Genomic DNA, 16,933 nt, shown 5'->3' with positions numbered 1-16,933 from the left:
TTTCGGCTAAGCAGGCTAAAGCCTGAGAGAGGCGTTTTATCTCTTGATCTAGGCCTTTCAATGGATGACACTTTTAATGCGCTACGCGTAAATCCATGATTTTGAACGGTCTTTTGGCGCCGCTTACGCGGATCGACTTTTTTATTCGGAATCGGTCACAACTTTATTGCGGTCTACGATAACCGGCCTCCCCGAACTTTCCACCACATACAAATTCTGCTCGACTGCGTAGACTGACCGGAAAAATTCTGGCCTAACTTCGTCGATACTAAGAATGCGGAGGTAATGTGACACTGCAACAACTGGAGACTTTCTTCTGGACGGTGACGCTGGGCAGCTTTTCGGCGGCCGCTGAGCGCCTCTATGCGACGCAGTCCGCAGTATCGATGCGAGTGCGCGAACTCGAACGCACGCTGGGTGTGGATCTGTTCGATCGCACGCACAGGACTGCGCGTCTCACGCCGAAAGGCCGAGATCTGATGGAGTACGCGAGTCGTATACTCGACTTGTCGACCGAACTTGAACATAGAATCGCGGCACCCGAATCGGTGTCCGGCACGGTGCGGTTCGGCGTCGCCGAAGTGATCACCACCACCTGGTTGCCCGATTTGATCCGGACGATCGCCGCGCGCTATCCAAACATTCGCCTCGAAATCGAAGAGGCATTGACGGCCGAACTGATGGAAAGCTTGCATCACGCCGAACTGGAACTGGTGCTAGCGCCAGGCCATTCACGCACCCAGGATTTATCGACGGTGTCTCTTGGCACTGTCACCTTCGAGTGGATGGCGAGTCCCGCTTTAGCCATTGAAGACCGCGTCTATGGTCCATCCGAGCTCGCGGCCTATCCGATCATCGGAATGAAGGCCAAATCATTTCACTACTCGGCTATCGAGGACTGGTTTCAGAACGAACATGTACGGTGCCGTTATCTCGCGCGCTGCAAGAGCGTTGCTGTTGCCGCCTCGATGACCATCGCGGGTATGGGCGTGGCCTACTTGCCAATCAGCAGCTACGCGGAGGAGGTTACACGGGGAACGCTCAACATCGTCAAGGTTCGCCCGGCACTGGGACCCGTGCAGTTCGTCGCTGTGTTTCCACCAGGGCATTCGTATTCACTCGCGAGAACCGTTGCAGAACTCGCTCGTGAAGTCAGCACTTTCGACAGACATTAAAAGCATCGAACGCATGCTGCGTCGCGTCAAACCAGTTCAAGAAATTTGATGCTTGTATGCGCAAATTACTCGTTTGTTCTTATAGGTCGACGCATCTACTCTTTCTCTAAAGCAACAGCACCCAGGCCAGCAGGGCCTGCGGGACGAAAGTTGCCATCCAGCGCTGTACTTGGAGGAAGACATGAATGCGGTCGTACTGCACGGGGCCCCACTCGTGCGCCAGGATCTTGTTGCACCAGTAAAATTGACGGTGCGTGTGCAGTCGGTGTCGTACCTTGCGGACGACATCAACGCATTCGAGTTCGTCAACGTCGAGGGCGGCACGTTGCCGTCGTTCACGCCCGGTTCGCATATCGACGTTCAATTGCCTGACGGATCGATACGCCAGTATTCGCTGTGCAATGCGTCCACGGAACGCCATCGCTACGTGGTCGCAGTGTTGCGCGACCCGCTCGGCCGAGGCGGATCGGTGGCCATGCATGATGTGCTTCGTGCCGGTCGAACCGTGACCATTTCGACGCCTCGCAACCATTTCCCACTCGCCACCGCAGCAAGCATGCATGTCTTCATAGCTGGCGGCATCGGCATCACACCGATCATGTCGATGATCACCGAGGTGGTGCGAAAAGGCGAATCGTTTCATCTCTACTATTGCGCGCGAGTCCCACATCGAACAGCTTTTACACGCGAACTGCGTGCGTTCGTTGACAGCGGTGTCACGTCGATTCACTACGACAACGGCGACGTTCGCAACGGGCTTGATCTGAAGGCAACGCTGCAAAGCCACGCAGACGGCACGCATCTTTACTACTGCGGCCCTTCAGGACTGATGGACGCGGTTGAAGCCGCAAGCGCGCATTGGCCCCGCGGCACGCGCCATTGCGAGCGTTTCTCCGCGTCCGGCTCGCCGGTACGAACGGCTGCCGACGATCCAGAGAAACCGTTCGCAATCGAACTGGCGCGCTCAAAGAAATGCTTCACCGTTCATCCGGGCGAGACGATCGTCGATGCCCTGAAGCTGCATGGCGTCGAAGTTGAAACGTCCTGCCGGGAGGGTTATTGCGGCGCGTGCATGACTCGCTATCTGTCAGGGGACCCGCTACATCGAGATTCGGTGCTTGATAAAGAGGATCGCGAAGAATTCGTCATGATCTGCTGCAGCCGCGCTAAAAGCGCTTCATTGGTTCTGGACCTTTAGTTGTATTACCGAATTGCCTCAAGGCGCCGTTGTGCGCCTTCTAAAACTAACTGGAGACGGTGTCACCATGAGCACATTCGAATTCGTAAAGGATTGCTGGTATCCGATCGGGTTTTCGTCCGAGTTTGCCGAGGGCGAATTGCAGGGGCACAAGATCGTCGGGCGGCCCGTAGTGATGTGGCGCTCCGACAGGGGCGAAGTGGTTGCGTTCGACGATCGCTGCTGCCACAAACGATTTCCGTTGTCGCAAAGCAAGCTGCTGGACGGCGGACGTCTTGAATGCGCATATCACGGCCTTTGCTACGACACGACCGGCAAATGCATTGCGATCCCTTCCCAGCCGGACAAGGCCATTCCGCCGCAGGCGCGGCTTAGTGTCATTCCGGTCCGGGAGCAGGACGGGGTGGTATGGGTGTGGCCCGGCAATCCGGCGGCCGCACAGCGCGTGGCACCGCCGCGCACGCCCGAGATCATAGACGAAGGCAATCTGTCCATCGGTTCACCGGTGCCACTGCACGTTCCAGCGAACTATCTATTGCTGATCGAAAATCTGCTCGACATCACACATTTCTATCCGCTGCATGACGGCAATATCGGAGATAAGGAAAACAGCAAGATCCCGGTCGAGCTGGAAGAAGGCGAGAGCGAAGGCTACATCTACGTGAAGACGACGCGACATGTCGACAGCTATCAGCAGCCGCCTTACCTCAAGGAATGGTTTCTTTACGACACCGTTGAACGCATTCATACGCACTGCATGGTTACGCCTGGTCTCACGCGCGTGGTGATGCGTGTCGCGCCTCCCGGCGACCTGGGCACCGACAAAGAGCGCGGCTACACATTGCTGCATCTTCACATGCCGGTCGACGAACGCAATCTGGTCTGGCGCTGGTCGGTGTCGTGCAAGAACTGGCATAGAACACTCAGCGATCCGACGATGCCCACTGCACAGCGCGTCGCGGAGATGTTTCCGGAAGTGGTCGCGCAGGACCAATGGGCACTCGAGCGTCAGCAAAAGATGATGGAGTTTCCCGACGACGGTTATTCCGAGCTCTTCCTTAAGACCGACAAGGCATTGAGACGCGCGCGCCAAATCCTGATGGGTTTGCAGCGTAAAGAACGCGAGTTGCAGATCGCGGCCGCCGATCCGGCACCCGCAGCCAGGGAGCCAGCGACCACGTGAAGAAGGTGTGTATGACGTCATCCGTTGCACGTAATCACATCAACTTGCTGCACGCACGCTGACAGCGTCTCTTATGCAGCGTTGCGGGAGCCCGCACCCGCAACGTCAGCGTACATGTCCGGCACATCATAAGCACTCGGCTCAATGCCTGGAGACAAACCGTGAAAACTCATGAAACCTCCGCGCCGCTCGTCGTCGCGCCTCAACCGCCGTCCACGAGCCTACCGGGCGGAAAGTCGTTGATGCAGCGTGCCGTCGCGTCGTGCGTCTACCTGTTCGAACGGCTGATGCCAGATCCGTTTGTGATCGTCATTCTGCTGACGGTGCTTACCGCGCTGTGTGCCGTTGCGGTTGCCCCTAAGGGAACACCCGAGGTTATTCTCGGAGGCTGGTACAAGGGCATATTCGGGATATTCACCTTCGCGTTCCAGATGGTTCTCGTGCTCGTTACCGGATACGCGCTTGCCAGCGCACCGGTCATCAAGGGTGGTCTGCGAAGTGTCAGCCGGCTCGCAGTCGGACCCTGTTCAGCAGTCGTGCTGGTGTTTACGGTCGGCGCGATAGCGACGTTTCTCAACTGGGGCTTTGGACTCGTCGTCGGCGCGATGTTGTCGAAGGAAGTAGCCAAACATGTGCGCGTAGACTTTGCGTGGCTCGTCGCGGCCGGGTATAGCTCGTGGGTGCTATGGGCTTTCACCGGCATGTCGAGCTCGATTGCATTGTCGATCGCCTCGCCGGGCAATCCGCTTAACCTGGTCGAACAGCACACGCACATGGTCGTGCCGTTGTCGCATACGGTGTTTTCAACGTGGAACCTGCTAACTGGCCTCGCCGCGATGGTGCTGATCCCGGTGATCTTCATCCTTATGCGGCCTGCGGAAAGCGACATGATCGCGGCCAAACAGGACGCACTCGAAGCCGCCGATGGCGCGCCTGTTCCTGACGAGTCGCCGCGTCGGCGATCGTTCGCAGGCGCGCTCGAAGAGTCGCGTATCTGTGCGCTGGTCTTCGTCGTCGCGGGCGCCGCGTATCTCACGATCGAATGGATGCGCCACGGCATCAGCCTCGACATCGACACGGTGATCTTTATTTTCCTGCTTGCCGGGCTGTGCCTGCACGGCAGTCCACGTCGCTATGTTGGCGCAGTGACCGAAGCTGCGAAGGTAACCGGTCCGATGCTGCTGCAGTACCCGTTCTACGGCGGCATAATGGGAATCATGGCTGCGACCGGCCTCGCAGAGGTGGTCGCCAGTGCCTACATCCGTGTCGCGTCGGCCACGACGCTGCCGTTCCTCAGCTACCTCGCATCTGGCCTGATCACACTGTTCATTCCGAGCGGTGGTGGACACTGGGCGGTGCAAGGTCCTTTCACGATTCCTGCTGCCATGCATCTTGGCGCTTCGTTGCCCGGCACGTCGATGGCGATCGCCGCCGGAGAAATGGCCGGCAGCCTGCTTCAACCGTTCTGGGCGATTCCAGTGGTTGCGATTGCGGGCGTCGGCGTGCAGCGCGTGCTCGGCTTCACGTTGGTGATCTTCCTGACTGCCGGGACTTTCGTCGGTTTCATCTATCTGTTCGTCGTACCCGTCTTTTCCGGCGCGTAGCCGTCGATCGAACTCTCATGGGAAAAGCAATGAAAAATGAACTCGCGCTCGCAGGCGTTCGGGTCATCGAAATATGCAATGTCGCTGCAGGGCCTTTTTGCGGAATGTTGCTTGCCGATATGGGCGCAGATCTTGTCAAAATCGAGCATCCGGAAGGCGGCGATTCACTGCGCGCATGGCCCCCGATCAGCGAAGGCTTTAGCGAGAATTTCGCGTCGCTAAATCGGAACAAACGCTCCGTCGCTCTGAATTTGAAGGACGCGAACGACGTCCGGCTTGCAAAGGCATTGATTGCCGATGCGGATGTGCTGATTGAAAACAATCGTCCTGGCGTAATGGATCGGCTCGGCCTCGGTTATACCGCGTTCAACGACATCAACGCGCGGCTGCTGTATTGCTCGATTTCCGCTTATGGCCAGACCGGTCCGCGCTCCCAGGAGGGCGGCTTCGATCTGACGATGCAGGCGATGAGCGGCATCATGAGCATCACCGGCGAAGCGGGTGGCGCGCCCGTCAAGTGCGGCGTCCCACTGGCCGACTTCTCTGCCGGCCTGTATGCCGCCTTTTCGATCGTAGCCGAATTGCGACGGGTCACGCAGTCGGGGCATGGTTCGCATATTGATATCTCGATGCTCGGCGCAACGCTCGGCATCGCCGCATTGCAGACGTCCGAATACTTCGGCAGCGGGCACGACCCGGTGAAGATGGGGTCCGCTCATCCGCGCAATGCCCCGTACCAGGTGTTTCGATGTCGCGATGGTCATTTCGGCATGGCGGCCGGGAATAACGCGCTTTGGGCGGCGGTGTGCAAGGTCCTTGAACATCCGGACTGGTTGGAAGACCATCGCTTTGCCTCACCGAGTCAGCGTGCGCGACATCAGGATGAATTGCGTCAGATGCTCGAAGCGGATTTTGCTTTCGGCGAGGCGCCGTCCTGGCTGGAACGATTCCGCGCGGCCGGCGTGCCGTGCGCACCTATCAACAAGTACTCAGACGTGCTTGCCGACCCGCAGGTCGAACACATGCAGTGGGTGCAAGCTCTAACTCTGCCGAACGGCGTGGAGACACGCACGTTCGGGTCCCCGATCAAGCTGTCTGGACATGGTTTGCCGATACGCCGTGCACCCCCTGCACTCGGTGAACATACTGAAGAGATCATCGCGGCCATCAACGCGCGGCAGGTCGAGGAGAAACAATGACTGACGTACTCGAAGTCGCGCGAGACGCTGAATGCTGGACGTTCACGCTAAATCGACCCGACAAGATGAATGCGCTTAACGCAGAACTGGTTGAAGCGCTCCTTCAAGGCGTAACGGACGCTCATGCGAGCGGCGCGAGGTTGCTTGTGTTTCAGGGTGACGGCAGAAATTTCTGCGCCGGATTCGATCAGGGTGAGCTGGACAGGCAGACAGACGCCGATCTGCTGTTGCGACTGGTGAGGATCGAGACGCTGCTCCATCTCGTAGCATCGTCACCTTGCCTTACCGTTGCAATGGCGCACGGCCGCAACTTCGGCGCGGGAGTCGACCTCTTTGCGGTGTGCCGGCACCGCTATAGCGCGGCCGACGCCGGTTTCCGGATGCCCGGCTTACGGTTCGGTCTTATTTTGGGCACGCGACGTTTTGGTGACCTGGTGGGCTACGCGAAAGCGCGGGAGATTCTCGAACAAACCAAACAGATGAATGCGCCGGAAGCTCTCAATCTCGGATTGGTCACCAAACTCGTCGAGACCGACGAGCGGCCCGAGGCAGTCGCCGACGCGCTGCGTATTGCGACACTGCTCGATCGCGACACGCAACACCATCTCTACCGTGTCTTCGACAAAGAGCGCGCCGATCAGGATCTCGCGGACCTCGTCCGCTCAGGTTCCCGTCCCGGGCTTAAGGCGCGAATCCTAAACTATATGAGCGAACGTTAGCGGTTCAATACTCAAGGAAGAAGAATGAGAACCAAAGCAGCAATCGCATGGAAAGCAGGGGCACCGTTGACGATCGAGGAAGTCGATCTGGAAGGTCCGCGTGCCGGTGAAGTGCTGATCGAAGTGAAAGCAACCGGCATTTGCCATACCGACTACTACACACTCTCGGGCGCTGATCCGGAAGGCATCTTCCCGGCAATTCTTGGGCATGAAGGCGCGGGTATTGTGGTCGATGTCGGCCCGGGCGTGGGCACGGTGAGGAAGGACGATCACGTCATTCCGCTCTACACGCCGGAATGTCGCCAGTGCAAGTTCTGCCTGTCGCGCAAGACCAATCTTTGCCAGGCGATCCGTTCGACGCAGGGCCGTGGCTTGATGCCGGATGCCACGTCGCGCTTTTCCATCGACCAGAAGCCGCTGTTCCATTACATGGGTACGTCGACGTTCTCGAACTACATCGTCGTGCCGGAAATCGCGGTCGCAGAGGTGCGTGAAGATGCGCCCTTCGACAAGATCTGCTACATCGGCTGCGGTGTGACGACAGGTGTCGGCGCGGTCGTGTATTCGGCGAAAGTCGAGGCCGGAGCGAATGTGGTGGTATTCGGGCTGGGCGGTATCGGCTTGAACGTGATTCAGGGCGCGAAGATGGTGGGCGCCGACAAGATCATTGGCGTCGATATCAATCCGGGACGCGTCGAGCTGGCGAAGAAGTTCGGCATGACGCACTTCATCAACCCGAACGAAGTGCCGAATGTCGTCGATCACATCGTGCAGTTGACCGATGGCGGCGCTGACTATTCGTTCGAATGTATCGGCAACACGAAGGTGATGCGCCAGGCGCTGGAATGCACGCACAAGGGCTGGGGGCAGTCGTTCATCATCGGCGTGGCGGCCGCGGGTGAGGAGATCAGCACGCGGCCGTTCCAGTTGGTCACGGGCCGTCAGTGGAAGGGCTCGGCGTTCGGTGGCGCACGTGGACGCACCGATGTGCCGAAGATTGTCGACTGGTACATGGAAGGCAAGATCAACATCGACGACCTGATCACGCACACGCTGCCGCTCGAACGCATCAACGAAGGCTTCGACCTGATGAAAAAGGGCGAATCGATCCGCTCGGTGGTGTTGTACTAGTCGTTCATCGAGAATCACCTGACACATTACTCACGATCGATTTCGTGATGCGATATGAAACAACATCCATTTAAAAGGACCCGTCATGATCAAATTATACGACTTCGAATTGTCCGGAAGCTGCTACAAAATCCGCCTGTTTATGAGCCTGCTCGAGCTGCAACACGAAGCTCAAATCGTGGACTTCGTGAACAAGGAGCATAAGACCGACAAATACACGTCCCTTAATCCGTTCGGTGAAGTTCCGATTTTTGAGGATGACGAATTGCGTCTGCGCGACGCTCAGGCGATCCTGGTGTATCTCGCGAAGAAATACGACCGGAGTAACCAGTGGTTTCCGGACGATGCTGCGTCGATGGGAAAGATCGTCCAGTGGCTTTCGACTGGCGGCGGCGAAGTGATGAACGCAGCCGGTGCGCGTCTCGTCAAGATACTTAACTACCCGCTCGACCTGGAAAAATTGCAGACGGGCGCACATCGCGTGTTCACAATCATGAACGAACACCTCGCGACACGCGAATGGCTCGAACTAGGTCACCCGACCATAGCGGATATCGCATGTTTTCCCTACACGGCGCTCGCCGGGGAAGGTGGCATTGATCTAAATCAGTATCCCAACCTGCGAAGCTGGATCAAGCGCATGAAAGCGCTGCCTGGTTTCATCACGATGCCAGGTATTTGACAACGATACTTGAGTGCTGAAGCCGCCGCAGGAGGGTCGTGGGGGTGCGTTAGGGGGTATCCGGTGCGCTGGTTGCCGGCCCCGCACAACGCGTCAGCTTACTGGCGGCGACTAACTCAAGAAACTGCATGACGTCGTAATTTGATCGCAAGCGGTGCGACCGTTTGGCTGGGTTTTGGCGCTTAGGGCGATGGCAGCTTAGCGTCCACACGACTTCAAGCGCCCCGTTGTCAGTCGGCATACCTCACCTTGACGTTTGCCGGCAGCGGCACCTTTCTCGACTAGTTAACCTTCGGGAAATCCAGCGTGGTATCGCTTATCCTGTTTATCGCATTTGCAAATGTGATCGCAGAGACGGCTACGCTGCCAACTGGTGCTCGTGGTAAGGGCGGACCCTGTCATCAAAATGTCGCCTACATTGCCTTTAGGTTTGTACTGAGCAATGAAGGGTGTCCGTGTGGGCCCATAGCCCCAAGTTCTCAGGACACTTGCTGACCGAGAAGCCGAGATAGAGCGACGGTTGCACGCTTTAGCAACTCTGCGAACTGCTCGACCCGCTGCTCAGTGACCCGGACGCTCGGACCAAAGATGCATAGCGAACCTGCGACTTGATTGGCCCCGTTGAAGAAAGGCGCGGCCACGGCGACCGCGCCATCAATCAATTCGTGGTGACTCGTACCGAACCCTTTTGAACGGATTTGTTCGATGTCGTGAATCAACGCCGACACGTCCTGGGTAGGGTCGACGAGATAACGCGTTAATTCGTCGGGTGTGAGTCGCATCTGCGAAAGAATGGTGCGGCCGCTGGCGCCGCGCACAAGCTTTTCACGGTATCCGACACCGCGTCGAAAACTAAGCGGCTGATGGCTCTCCAGTTCCGCCACGCAAAGTCGATACGTATCGTCTGGAACAAACAGAGCCACGGTCTCGGATGTCGCCTCCCAAAGGTCACGCAGCACAGGGTGCGCCAGCTCGGCGATTCTGTGTTCGCTCAGCCAGACGTGGGCTAATTGAGCTACCGAGCTTCCCAAGTGGAACCGCTGCGGTTCACCTGACGATGCGAGGAACCCGGCCTGCTCCAATGTATTTAGCAGCCGATACAACGTCGGACGGCTCAGGTTCACTCTCCCAAGCAACTCAGCGGCGGTTAGAGATTCGTCTCCCGGTCTGAACGCCAAAAGTATTTCTAAAGCTCGCTCAACCGCACGAACGCTCTCGTGCGCCTTTTTTTCTTCCATGTTCCGCTGTCCCCTTGGGCGATGCCGTCTGCGCCATTGTAGAGAAACTACCTAACCGTAGATGCTTGACTTCAAATTTCGTGTCCGTACAATGAGAACACAGTCTCATCAGACGGACAAACTTACATACGATTTGGAGTTGGAGCATGGACAAGAACATGTCGGAAACGCTCGTGCGCACAGGTCCCGGCACAGCAATGGGTAACCTGATGCGGCGCTACTGGGTGCCTATTCTGCTGGTGAGCGAAATTGCGGAACCAGATTGCCCGCCAGTGCGCGTGCAAATCCTCGGAGAAAAGTTGCTGGCGTTTCGGGATTCGGACGGCAATGCGGCGCTGATTGACGAGTTCTGTTCGCATCGCGGTGTGTCGCTCTATTTCGGGCGCAACGAGGAGAACGGCATCCGCTGCTCGTATCACGGCCTCAAATTCGACCGAAATGGAAACTGCGTCGAGGTGCCGTCCGCGCCGCAAGCGTGCAACCACATGAGCATCACGGCATACCCTTGTATCGAGCGCGCCGGCATTGTCTGGGCTTACATGGGGCCCAAAGATAAGCAACCGACACCGCCGGACCTCGAATGGTGCAATTTGCCGGCGGACCACGTATTCGTTTCCAAACGTCTGCAAGAGTCCAACTATTTGCAGGCTATGGAAGGCGGCATCGACACGAGCCACGTCTCGTACGTGCACCGCTACGAAGTCGACGAAGACCCGATGCACCAAGGCACCAAAGCGCTCGATTACATCAAGGCGGATGGGAACGTCATCTTCGAAATCGAGAAGCAGCCGTTCGGTCTCACGCTCTTCGGGCGTCGCAATGGCGAGCCGGATTCTTACTACTGGCGAATCACGCAGTACCTCTTCCCGTGGTACACGCTCATCCCGCCGTTTGGCGACCATTCACTAGCAGGTCACGTCTGGGTGCCGATTGACGATCACACCTGCTGGGCTTGGAGTATCAACTTTCGTCCGGACCGTCCATTGTCCGAGGAGGAGATGAACGACCTGAACGCGGGTAAGGGCATTCACTGCGAATACGAGCCGGGCACGTTCCGTCCAAGGGCAAACAAGGACAACGACTATCTGATTGACCGTCAGGCCCAAAAGGACAAGCGCGCATATTCAGGCGTCTTCGGCTTCGCAATGCAGGATGCGTCGCTACAGGAAAGCATGGGTCCCATTCAGGACCACAGTAAGGAGAAGCTGTTGCCAACGGACCGCGCCATCGTAATGGCTCGACGCATGCTCTATGAAGCAGCTACCGCTTTGCAGGTTGACACCGACCCGCCCGCAATCGATGCAGACCAGCAGCGCGTGCGCGCGGCCGGCGCCTTGCTCCCGCGTGACCAGAAACCGCAAGAGTGGGCTGTCATCCATCTCTTGGATGGGAAGGGACAGCCGATCTACTCCATCTGAGCGAGATCATCACTCATTATTCATCTCTGTATAAGGAGGCCGGCACCGCGCCGGCGTGAGATGCAAGGTTCAAGACTAAGAGACAGAGTCGCGCTGATTACGGGCGGCGGAGGCGGCATTGGAGCATCCACCGCACGTTTGTTCTGTGAGGAAGGCGCTGCCGTCGTCCTCGTCGACACAAATCCACAAGCTCTCGCGCACGTCGCAGACGACTTGCTCACCCGGGATGCTGCAGCAAGGATTCAAACGTTTGTCGCAGACGTAGCGAACGCCGACCAAGCTGTTGCGGCGGTCGAGCTTGCCGAGCGCGTGTTCGGCCGGCTTGACATGCTCGTCAACAATGCCGCGATGCGTAACTACAGCACGCTTGCCGATGCGACGCCGGAAGAATGGCAAAGCATGGTTTCAGTGAATCTGGTGGGCGCCTCGAACTACTGCAGGGCTGCTTTGCCGTTGTTACGTGCGGCGGGCTCGGCAAGCATCGTCAACGTATCGTCCTGTTACGCAGTCACCGGCCGCAAGGGCATGGGCCTCTACGATGCAACCAAGGCCGGCATGCTCGCTATGACTCGCACGCTTGCCTTCGAGGAGGCTGCACACGGTGTGCGTGCCAACGCAATATGCCCAGGCTCGACGCTGACTGATTTCCACGTCAATCGTGCACAGGCTGCTGGAAAAAGTGTAGAGGTGCTCAAAACGCAGAGGCAAGACACGTCGTTGTTAGAACGTTGGGCGTCTCCTGAGGAGGTCGCATGGCCGATTCTATGGCTTGCGAGCGATGAGGCATCGTTTATCACCGGCACCACGCTGATGGTAGACGGTGGCCTGTCGATTATGTGACGGTGGTAGCCATGAAGAATTCCACAATGATGGTGCGAGTTGCGCGGCGCAATATCGAGGCTGACGGCATCGTCAGTTTTGAATTCGCAAGTTTAGACGGTCGTGATTTGCCCGCGTTCGATGCTGGCTCACACATCGATGTCCACTTGCCAACCGGACACGTGCGGCAGTATTCGCTTTGCAGCGCGCCCCACGAGCGCTCGCGTTATCAAATCGCCGTGTTACGCGAAGAGCAGTCGCGAGGTGGTTCGGCAGGCTTGCACGATGCAGTTAAAGAAGGGGACGAACTGAGCGTCAGTATGCCTCGCAATCACTTCGCGCTCGCGTCCGTTCCTGCGAAGCACCTGATGTTGGCCGGGGGTATCGGGCTCACTCCGTTGCTTTGCATGGCACATCACCTCGACCGTACCGGTAAAGATTTTGAACTGCACTACTGTGCACGCTCGCGTTCGCGTGCGGCTTTCCTCGAGCGGCTCGCGGGCGCGTCTTGGAATGAGCGCGTTCACTGTCACTTCGACGACGAGGATGAGCACCAACGCTTTCGTGTTGATGCGCTGCTCAAAGACGCAGCCCCGGACACGCATCTCTACGTCTGCGGGCCGCAAGGCTTCATGAACGCGGTGCTTGATGCAGCGAGTGCAAGCGGGTGGCCAGAGAGTCGGGTGCATTACGAGTTCTTCTCGGCTCCCACCGTCGACACGTCGGCCGATTGCAGCTTTGAAGTATGCCTTGCACGCACTGGAAAGACCGTGACCATCCGCGCAGACCGCACGGTGACGCAGGCGCTAGCGGACGCTGGAGTTGATGTGCCCGTTTCGTGCGAGCAGGGCATTTGTGGGACCTGCCTCACGCGCGTCCTCGACGGCGAGCCGGAGCATCGAGACCTGTTTCTATCTCCGCAAGAGCAGTCGCGTAACGATCAGTTTCTACCTTGCTGCTCGCGCGCGAAGTCTAAGCGACTTGTGCTGGACCTGTAACGCCGCAACCCGGCATCACCCGCCGGCGCGCCTTAAGCGCCGGATGTCAAAACCGAAGAAGAATAAGGGCGGCGTACGCACGCCCTGCATGGAGGAGTCGTGGGAAAAAACCTGACGTCATCGAGTGACGCATCGGGCGCGGACTGGACCGCGTCAAGCGTCGGTGAAACGGCGGCGAGCCCCTACCGCTGGGTTGCTCTGTTCATTGTGTGGGCAGCATTTCTTCTCAGTTACGTCGACCGCGTCGCGTGGAGCACGGTAGCAGCGCCTGTTGGCGCATCGCTCGGTATCAAGGTGTCGCTACTAGGTGCCTTTGTTACGGCCTTCTATGCGGGATATGTGGTTGCAAACATTCTCGGAGGCATGCTGACCGATTTTCTCGGCGGTCGAGCCATGATGACGCTCGCCTTGCTTCCGCTGGGTGTCTGCACGTTCTTCTTCGGCGAGACGACCTCGTTGGCGGTGGGCATTCTGATTCAACTGGCAATGGGCTTCGCAGCCGGAGCTGACTATTCAGCCGGAATGAAGGTGATTCCTGCGTGGTTCACGCGAGACCGCGGTCGAGCGATGGGCATTTACACCACGGCGACATCGCTTGCCGTGGTCCTCGCCAATGCAATCGTGCCTACTATTTCCGCGCAGTACGGCTGGGCCAGCGCGTTTCGCATGCTCGGCATTGCCACGTTCGCCTGGGGCATAGTCTCTCTTCTGTTTCTCAAGAATCGCCCGATTGGCGAACGAGCTCCGGCCCGCAACAGTGCGAAAGAGATGCTTAGTCTCTTGCGCAATCGCAATCTGATATTTCTTTCCATTGCTGGTTGCGGCGGTCTCTGGGCGACTGTTGGCTTCGGCGCATGGGGAAATGTGCTGATGACACGGCAATACGGCATTTCTCCCGTCGTGGCGGGGTCTATTATCGCGTCTTTCGGCATCGGCGCGGTCATTGCGAAACCTACGCTCGGCTGGATTTCCGACCTGCCGGGAATCTCGCGTCGGCTCATGTCCATTTTGGTTCTGGTCGCGTTTGCCATCACTCTTGTGGTGTTCGGAACGTGCTCGACGGTCGCGCAGTTTTATATGGTCGCTCCGGTTCTGGGCGCGTTCTCATATGGTTACCTGCCGGTGCTTATGGCACAGGTGAGCGACGCTTCCGGAAAACGTCTGGCTGGAGCGAGCGCTGGTTGGACAAACGCCATTTGGCAAATGGGTAGCGCTGTGTCTCCTCTGGCTGTCGGACACGTCTATGGCGGGACACATTCCATCGTGCTTGCCGTGCTTACGCTCGCCATCGGGCCCGTCATCGGTCTGATAGCGATGTTGTTCGTGAGCAAACGCATCGCACAGGTCTAATTCGGCCAGCAAGTTCGGATACGAAACGAAAAATGGTCGACACGCATCGCGTGAATATTATGTTAGTACAACTACTCACAATAAGGAGACTAGCTTGGAATCGAATCATGGTATGCGACTGTTGAGGACAGTGCTCGCCGCTACGATATGTTCGTCGACAACTATTGCAGCTCACGCTCAGTCATCAGTAACGCTCTACGGCATTCTTGACTCTGGCGTCGAGTATGTCACCCACGCATCCGAGCAGGGATCCGGGAACCTGTTTCGTGTCAACACCGGCAATCGCATAAATTCTCGTTGGGGTTTCACTGGCAAGGAAGACCTCGGGGCGGGTCTTCGCTCGATATTCACGCTCGAATCGGGCTTCGCGATGAATAACGGTACCCTGCAGCAGGGAGGACGGTTGTTCGGCCGCCAAGCGTTCGTTGGTCTGGAGAGCAATAAGTTCGGTGCCGTAATGGCTGGCCGGCAGATGACGCCTATGTATCGCTTCTTCCTGGCGCTCGACCCTCTCAACTACTCCAGCTATGGCTTGTCGGCCCAAGATGCGCAGTTTGTTGGACGGGCCGATAACGCGCTCGAATATCTGGGGCACACCGGTCCGTTCGAACTGAACGTGCTCTACAGTTTTGGCTACGATTCGACGATTGCGAATGGTGCCCAGGTGCCGGGAGAGTTCCGGGTTGGAAAGCAATTTGATATCGGTGGCCGGTATCGCCAAGGTCCATTTAATCTGAGCTTCGTTTATGAGCAACGTCAAGGGACGAGTGTTGCCTCGTCTGGCGACAGCGAGCGGCGCTATCTCGTGGGCGGTTCGTGGATTTTCGGCAATGCGACCCTGTACGCTGGTTACGAACTCCTTCTGAACGACATTGCCGCTACGTTCGCTGCGTCACCGCCGCAGACTATGGCGTTCGGAGGCCTTCGCTATAAGGTAACACCATCGTTTCAAGTTTCGGCTGGTTCTTACTATCACGCATTTCGGACGGTCTCGGCGCATGCCATCAGCTCTGGCGTCAACGCAGACTATCTGTTGTCCAAGCGCACCACGCTATACACGGATGTCACGTACGTCATCAACAGCGCGAAGTCTGCCTTGAGTGCGACAGGGTCGACCACCCCGGTCGCGACCGGCGCCAACCAGCTCGCGGTGGTAGTCGGAATCGCGCATGCTTTCTGAGTTGTGCGCGCTCGGCTGGACTACGCGGGCTGCGGGTTAGGGCCGGTGTCGCTAACGCGTGTCCGCGTTCAAGATAGGCCATCACTGAAAATGGAGCGCGGGGAAGCAATCGCATGCAGCGGATCGCACAGACGGCGCTCGACGACGAATCGTTCGGCGCCAACTAATGGGCGGTATTGTCGGTCTTGCTGGGCTTATTTTTGGGCCACCTCGACTCGTCGGTAGCCAACGTCGCTCTTCCGACGGTGTTGTCACGTTGTTGGCAAGTTGAGGGAGATGCGGCGACAATCCTGGGCATGACACGAACCACTTTGCCGCAGCGCGCGCCGGCCACCTACACCATTTTCTATTCCGGCTACCGGTTTCCACCTGATGTGATCAGCTACGCGGAACGGCTGTACTACGGTTTCCCGCTGAGCCTGCGCATGGTCGAGGAGTTACTGTCCGTCCGTGGCATTGAACTCACCTATGAGACCGTGCGGCGCTGGTCGGTGAAGTTCGGGCCGGGCATTGCACGGCGTATCCGGTCCACCGCCTGGCGCGCGGCGACAAGTGGCACCGGGAGAAGTGGTGGTCACGATCAACGGCAGGAAGCACTGGCTGTGGCGTGCGGTGGACCAACATGGCGCGGCGCTCGACGTGCTGGTGCGAAGCCGGCTCGACCGGCACGCGGCGAGGCAGCTCATACGCAACCAGCGCTTTATCGTGAACTACGGGGATCGCTACCGTCATGGCGAGCCGATCACGTCGAGCTTCGTCGAGTCGGCGGTCAAACAGGTGGTCAGCAAGCGCTTTGTGAAGCGGCAGCAAATGGGGTGGCGACCGGCTCATGCGCATGGCCTTCTCCAGGTGAGGACTGCCGTCCTGAATGAGCAACTGCGATCATGCTTCGAGCGATGGTATCCAGCGCTCGCAGGCAACGATCATGCTCGCCATATCGCAGCGCAGAGCCCCCGCTTTGGCGGGTTCGACACGGCAGCCCGAGCGTTAAGGTACCCATAAGGTTCCATTGCATATAGTGCTCCGCAACGTAGTACCC

At 58.0% G+C, this 16,933-nt stretch carries 15 protein-coding genes; 14 read left to right on the top strand and 1 reads right to left on the bottom strand.

What is annotated here, in order from left to right; all coding sequences use genetic code 11:
• Nucleotides 1-287: 287 nt before the first annotated feature.
• The 8 genes from AWB69_RS43005 (at nt 288) to AWB69_RS42970 (ending at nt 8,891) form a co-directional block, all read left to right on the top strand.
• Complete coding sequence (locus tag AWB69_RS43005; protein WP_062092854.1) at nt 288-1,175, top strand: LysR family transcriptional regulator; 888 nt, start codon at nt 288-290, stop codon at nt 1,173-1,175.
• 181 nt (nt 1,176-1,356) lie between these two features.
• Nucleotides 1,357-2,373 carry a PDR/VanB family oxidoreductase gene (locus AWB69_RS43000; protein WP_062092853.1) on the top strand — a complete coding sequence of 339 codons (1,017 nt, stop codon included), beginning with the start codon at nt 1,357-1,359 and terminating at the stop codon, nt 2,371-2,373.
• 67 nt (nt 2,374-2,440) lie between these two features.
• The gene (locus AWB69_RS42995) at nt 2,441-3,556 is read left to right on the top strand and encodes an aromatic ring-hydroxylating dioxygenase subunit alpha (RefSeq protein ID WP_062092852.1); all 1,116 of its coding nucleotides are present in this window, start codon (nt 2,441-2,443) and stop codon (nt 3,554-3,556) included.
• Nucleotides 3,557-3,717: 161 nt separating this feature from the next.
• Entirely contained in the window at nt 3,718-5,160 is a 1,443-nt protein-coding gene (locus tag AWB69_RS42990) for a short-chain fatty acid transporter (protein WP_231937435.1), read from the top strand.
• Between the two features lie 29 nt (nt 5,161-5,189).
• Nucleotides 5,190-6,359, top strand: coding sequence for a CaiB/BaiF CoA transferase family protein (locus tag AWB69_RS42985; protein WP_062092857.1), 1,170 nt, complete (start codon nt 5,190-5,192; stop codon nt 6,357-6,359).
• Complete coding sequence (locus tag AWB69_RS42980) at nt 6,356-7,078, top strand: enoyl-CoA hydratase/isomerase family protein (protein WP_062092851.1); 723 nt, start codon at nt 6,356-6,358, stop codon at nt 7,076-7,078. Before AWB69_RS42985 ends, AWB69_RS42980 begins: the two co-directional genes overlap by 4 nt.
• 24 nt (nt 7,079-7,102) lie before the next feature.
• Entirely contained in the window at nt 7,103-8,209 is a 1,107-nt protein-coding gene (locus AWB69_RS42975) for an S-(hydroxymethyl)glutathione dehydrogenase/class III alcohol dehydrogenase (RefSeq protein ID WP_062092850.1), read from the top strand.
• 85 nt (nt 8,210-8,294) lie between these two features.
• Nucleotides 8,295-8,891 carry a glutathione S-transferase family protein gene (locus AWB69_RS42970; protein ID WP_062092849.1) on the top strand — a complete coding sequence of 199 codons (597 nt, stop codon included), beginning with the start codon at nt 8,295-8,297 and terminating at the stop codon, nt 8,889-8,891.
• 479 nt (nt 8,892-9,370) lie between these two features.
• On the opposite strand, the gene AWB69_RS42965 is transcribed toward AWB69_RS42970, so the two are convergent.
• The gene (locus AWB69_RS42965) at nt 9,371-10,129 is read right to left on the bottom strand and encodes an IclR family transcriptional regulator (protein WP_062092848.1); all 759 of its coding nucleotides are present in this window, start codon (nt 10,127-10,129) and stop codon (nt 9,371-9,373) included.
• A 146-nt stretch (nt 10,130-10,275) separates the two neighbouring features.
• Between AWB69_RS42965 and AWB69_RS42960 the strand changes: the two genes are divergently transcribed.
• The 6 genes from AWB69_RS42960 (at nt 10,276) to AWB69_RS50095 (ending at nt 16,896) form a co-directional block, all read left to right on the top strand.
• Nucleotides 10,276-11,547 carry an aromatic ring-hydroxylating dioxygenase subunit alpha gene (locus tag AWB69_RS42960; RefSeq protein ID WP_062092847.1) on the top strand — a complete coding sequence of 424 codons (1,272 nt, stop codon included), beginning with the start codon at nt 10,276-10,278 and terminating at the stop codon, nt 11,545-11,547.
• 60 nt (nt 11,548-11,607) lie between these two features.
• The gene (locus AWB69_RS42955) at nt 11,608-12,387 is read left to right on the top strand and encodes an SDR family NAD(P)-dependent oxidoreductase (protein WP_062092846.1); all 780 of its coding nucleotides are present in this window, start codon (nt 11,608-11,610) and stop codon (nt 12,385-12,387) included.
• 11 nt (nt 12,388-12,398) lie between these two features.
• The gene (locus AWB69_RS42950) at nt 12,399-13,364 is read left to right on the top strand and encodes a PDR/VanB family oxidoreductase (protein WP_062092856.1); all 966 of its coding nucleotides are present in this window, start codon (nt 12,399-12,401) and stop codon (nt 13,362-13,364) included.
• Between the two features lie 99 nt (nt 13,365-13,463).
• Nucleotides 13,464-14,714 (top strand): MFS transporter, encoded by a 1,251-nt coding sequence (locus tag AWB69_RS42945; protein WP_062092845.1) that lies wholly within the window; start codon nt 13,464-13,466, stop codon nt 14,712-14,714.
• A 94-nt stretch (nt 14,715-14,808) separates the two neighbouring features.
• Nucleotides 14,809-15,894 (top strand): porin, encoded by a 1,086-nt coding sequence (locus AWB69_RS42940; RefSeq protein ID WP_231937434.1) that lies wholly within the window; start codon nt 14,809-14,811, stop codon nt 15,892-15,894.
• 552 nt (nt 15,895-16,446) lie between these two features.
• A complete protein-coding gene (locus AWB69_RS50095; RefSeq protein WP_407923088.1) occupies nt 16,447-16,896 on the top strand; it encodes a DDE-type integrase/transposase/recombinase in 450 nt (149 codons plus the stop codon).
• Nucleotides 16,897-16,933: the final 37 nt, after the last annotated feature.

The sequence above is a fragment of the Caballeronia udeis genome (genome assembly GCF_001544555.2).
Taxonomy (GTDB): Bacteria; Pseudomonadota; Gammaproteobacteria; order Burkholderiales; family Burkholderiaceae; genus Caballeronia; species Caballeronia udeis.
Note: the sequence above shows the minus strand (reverse complement) of the source record. Positions and strands in the feature narration are given on the sequence as shown.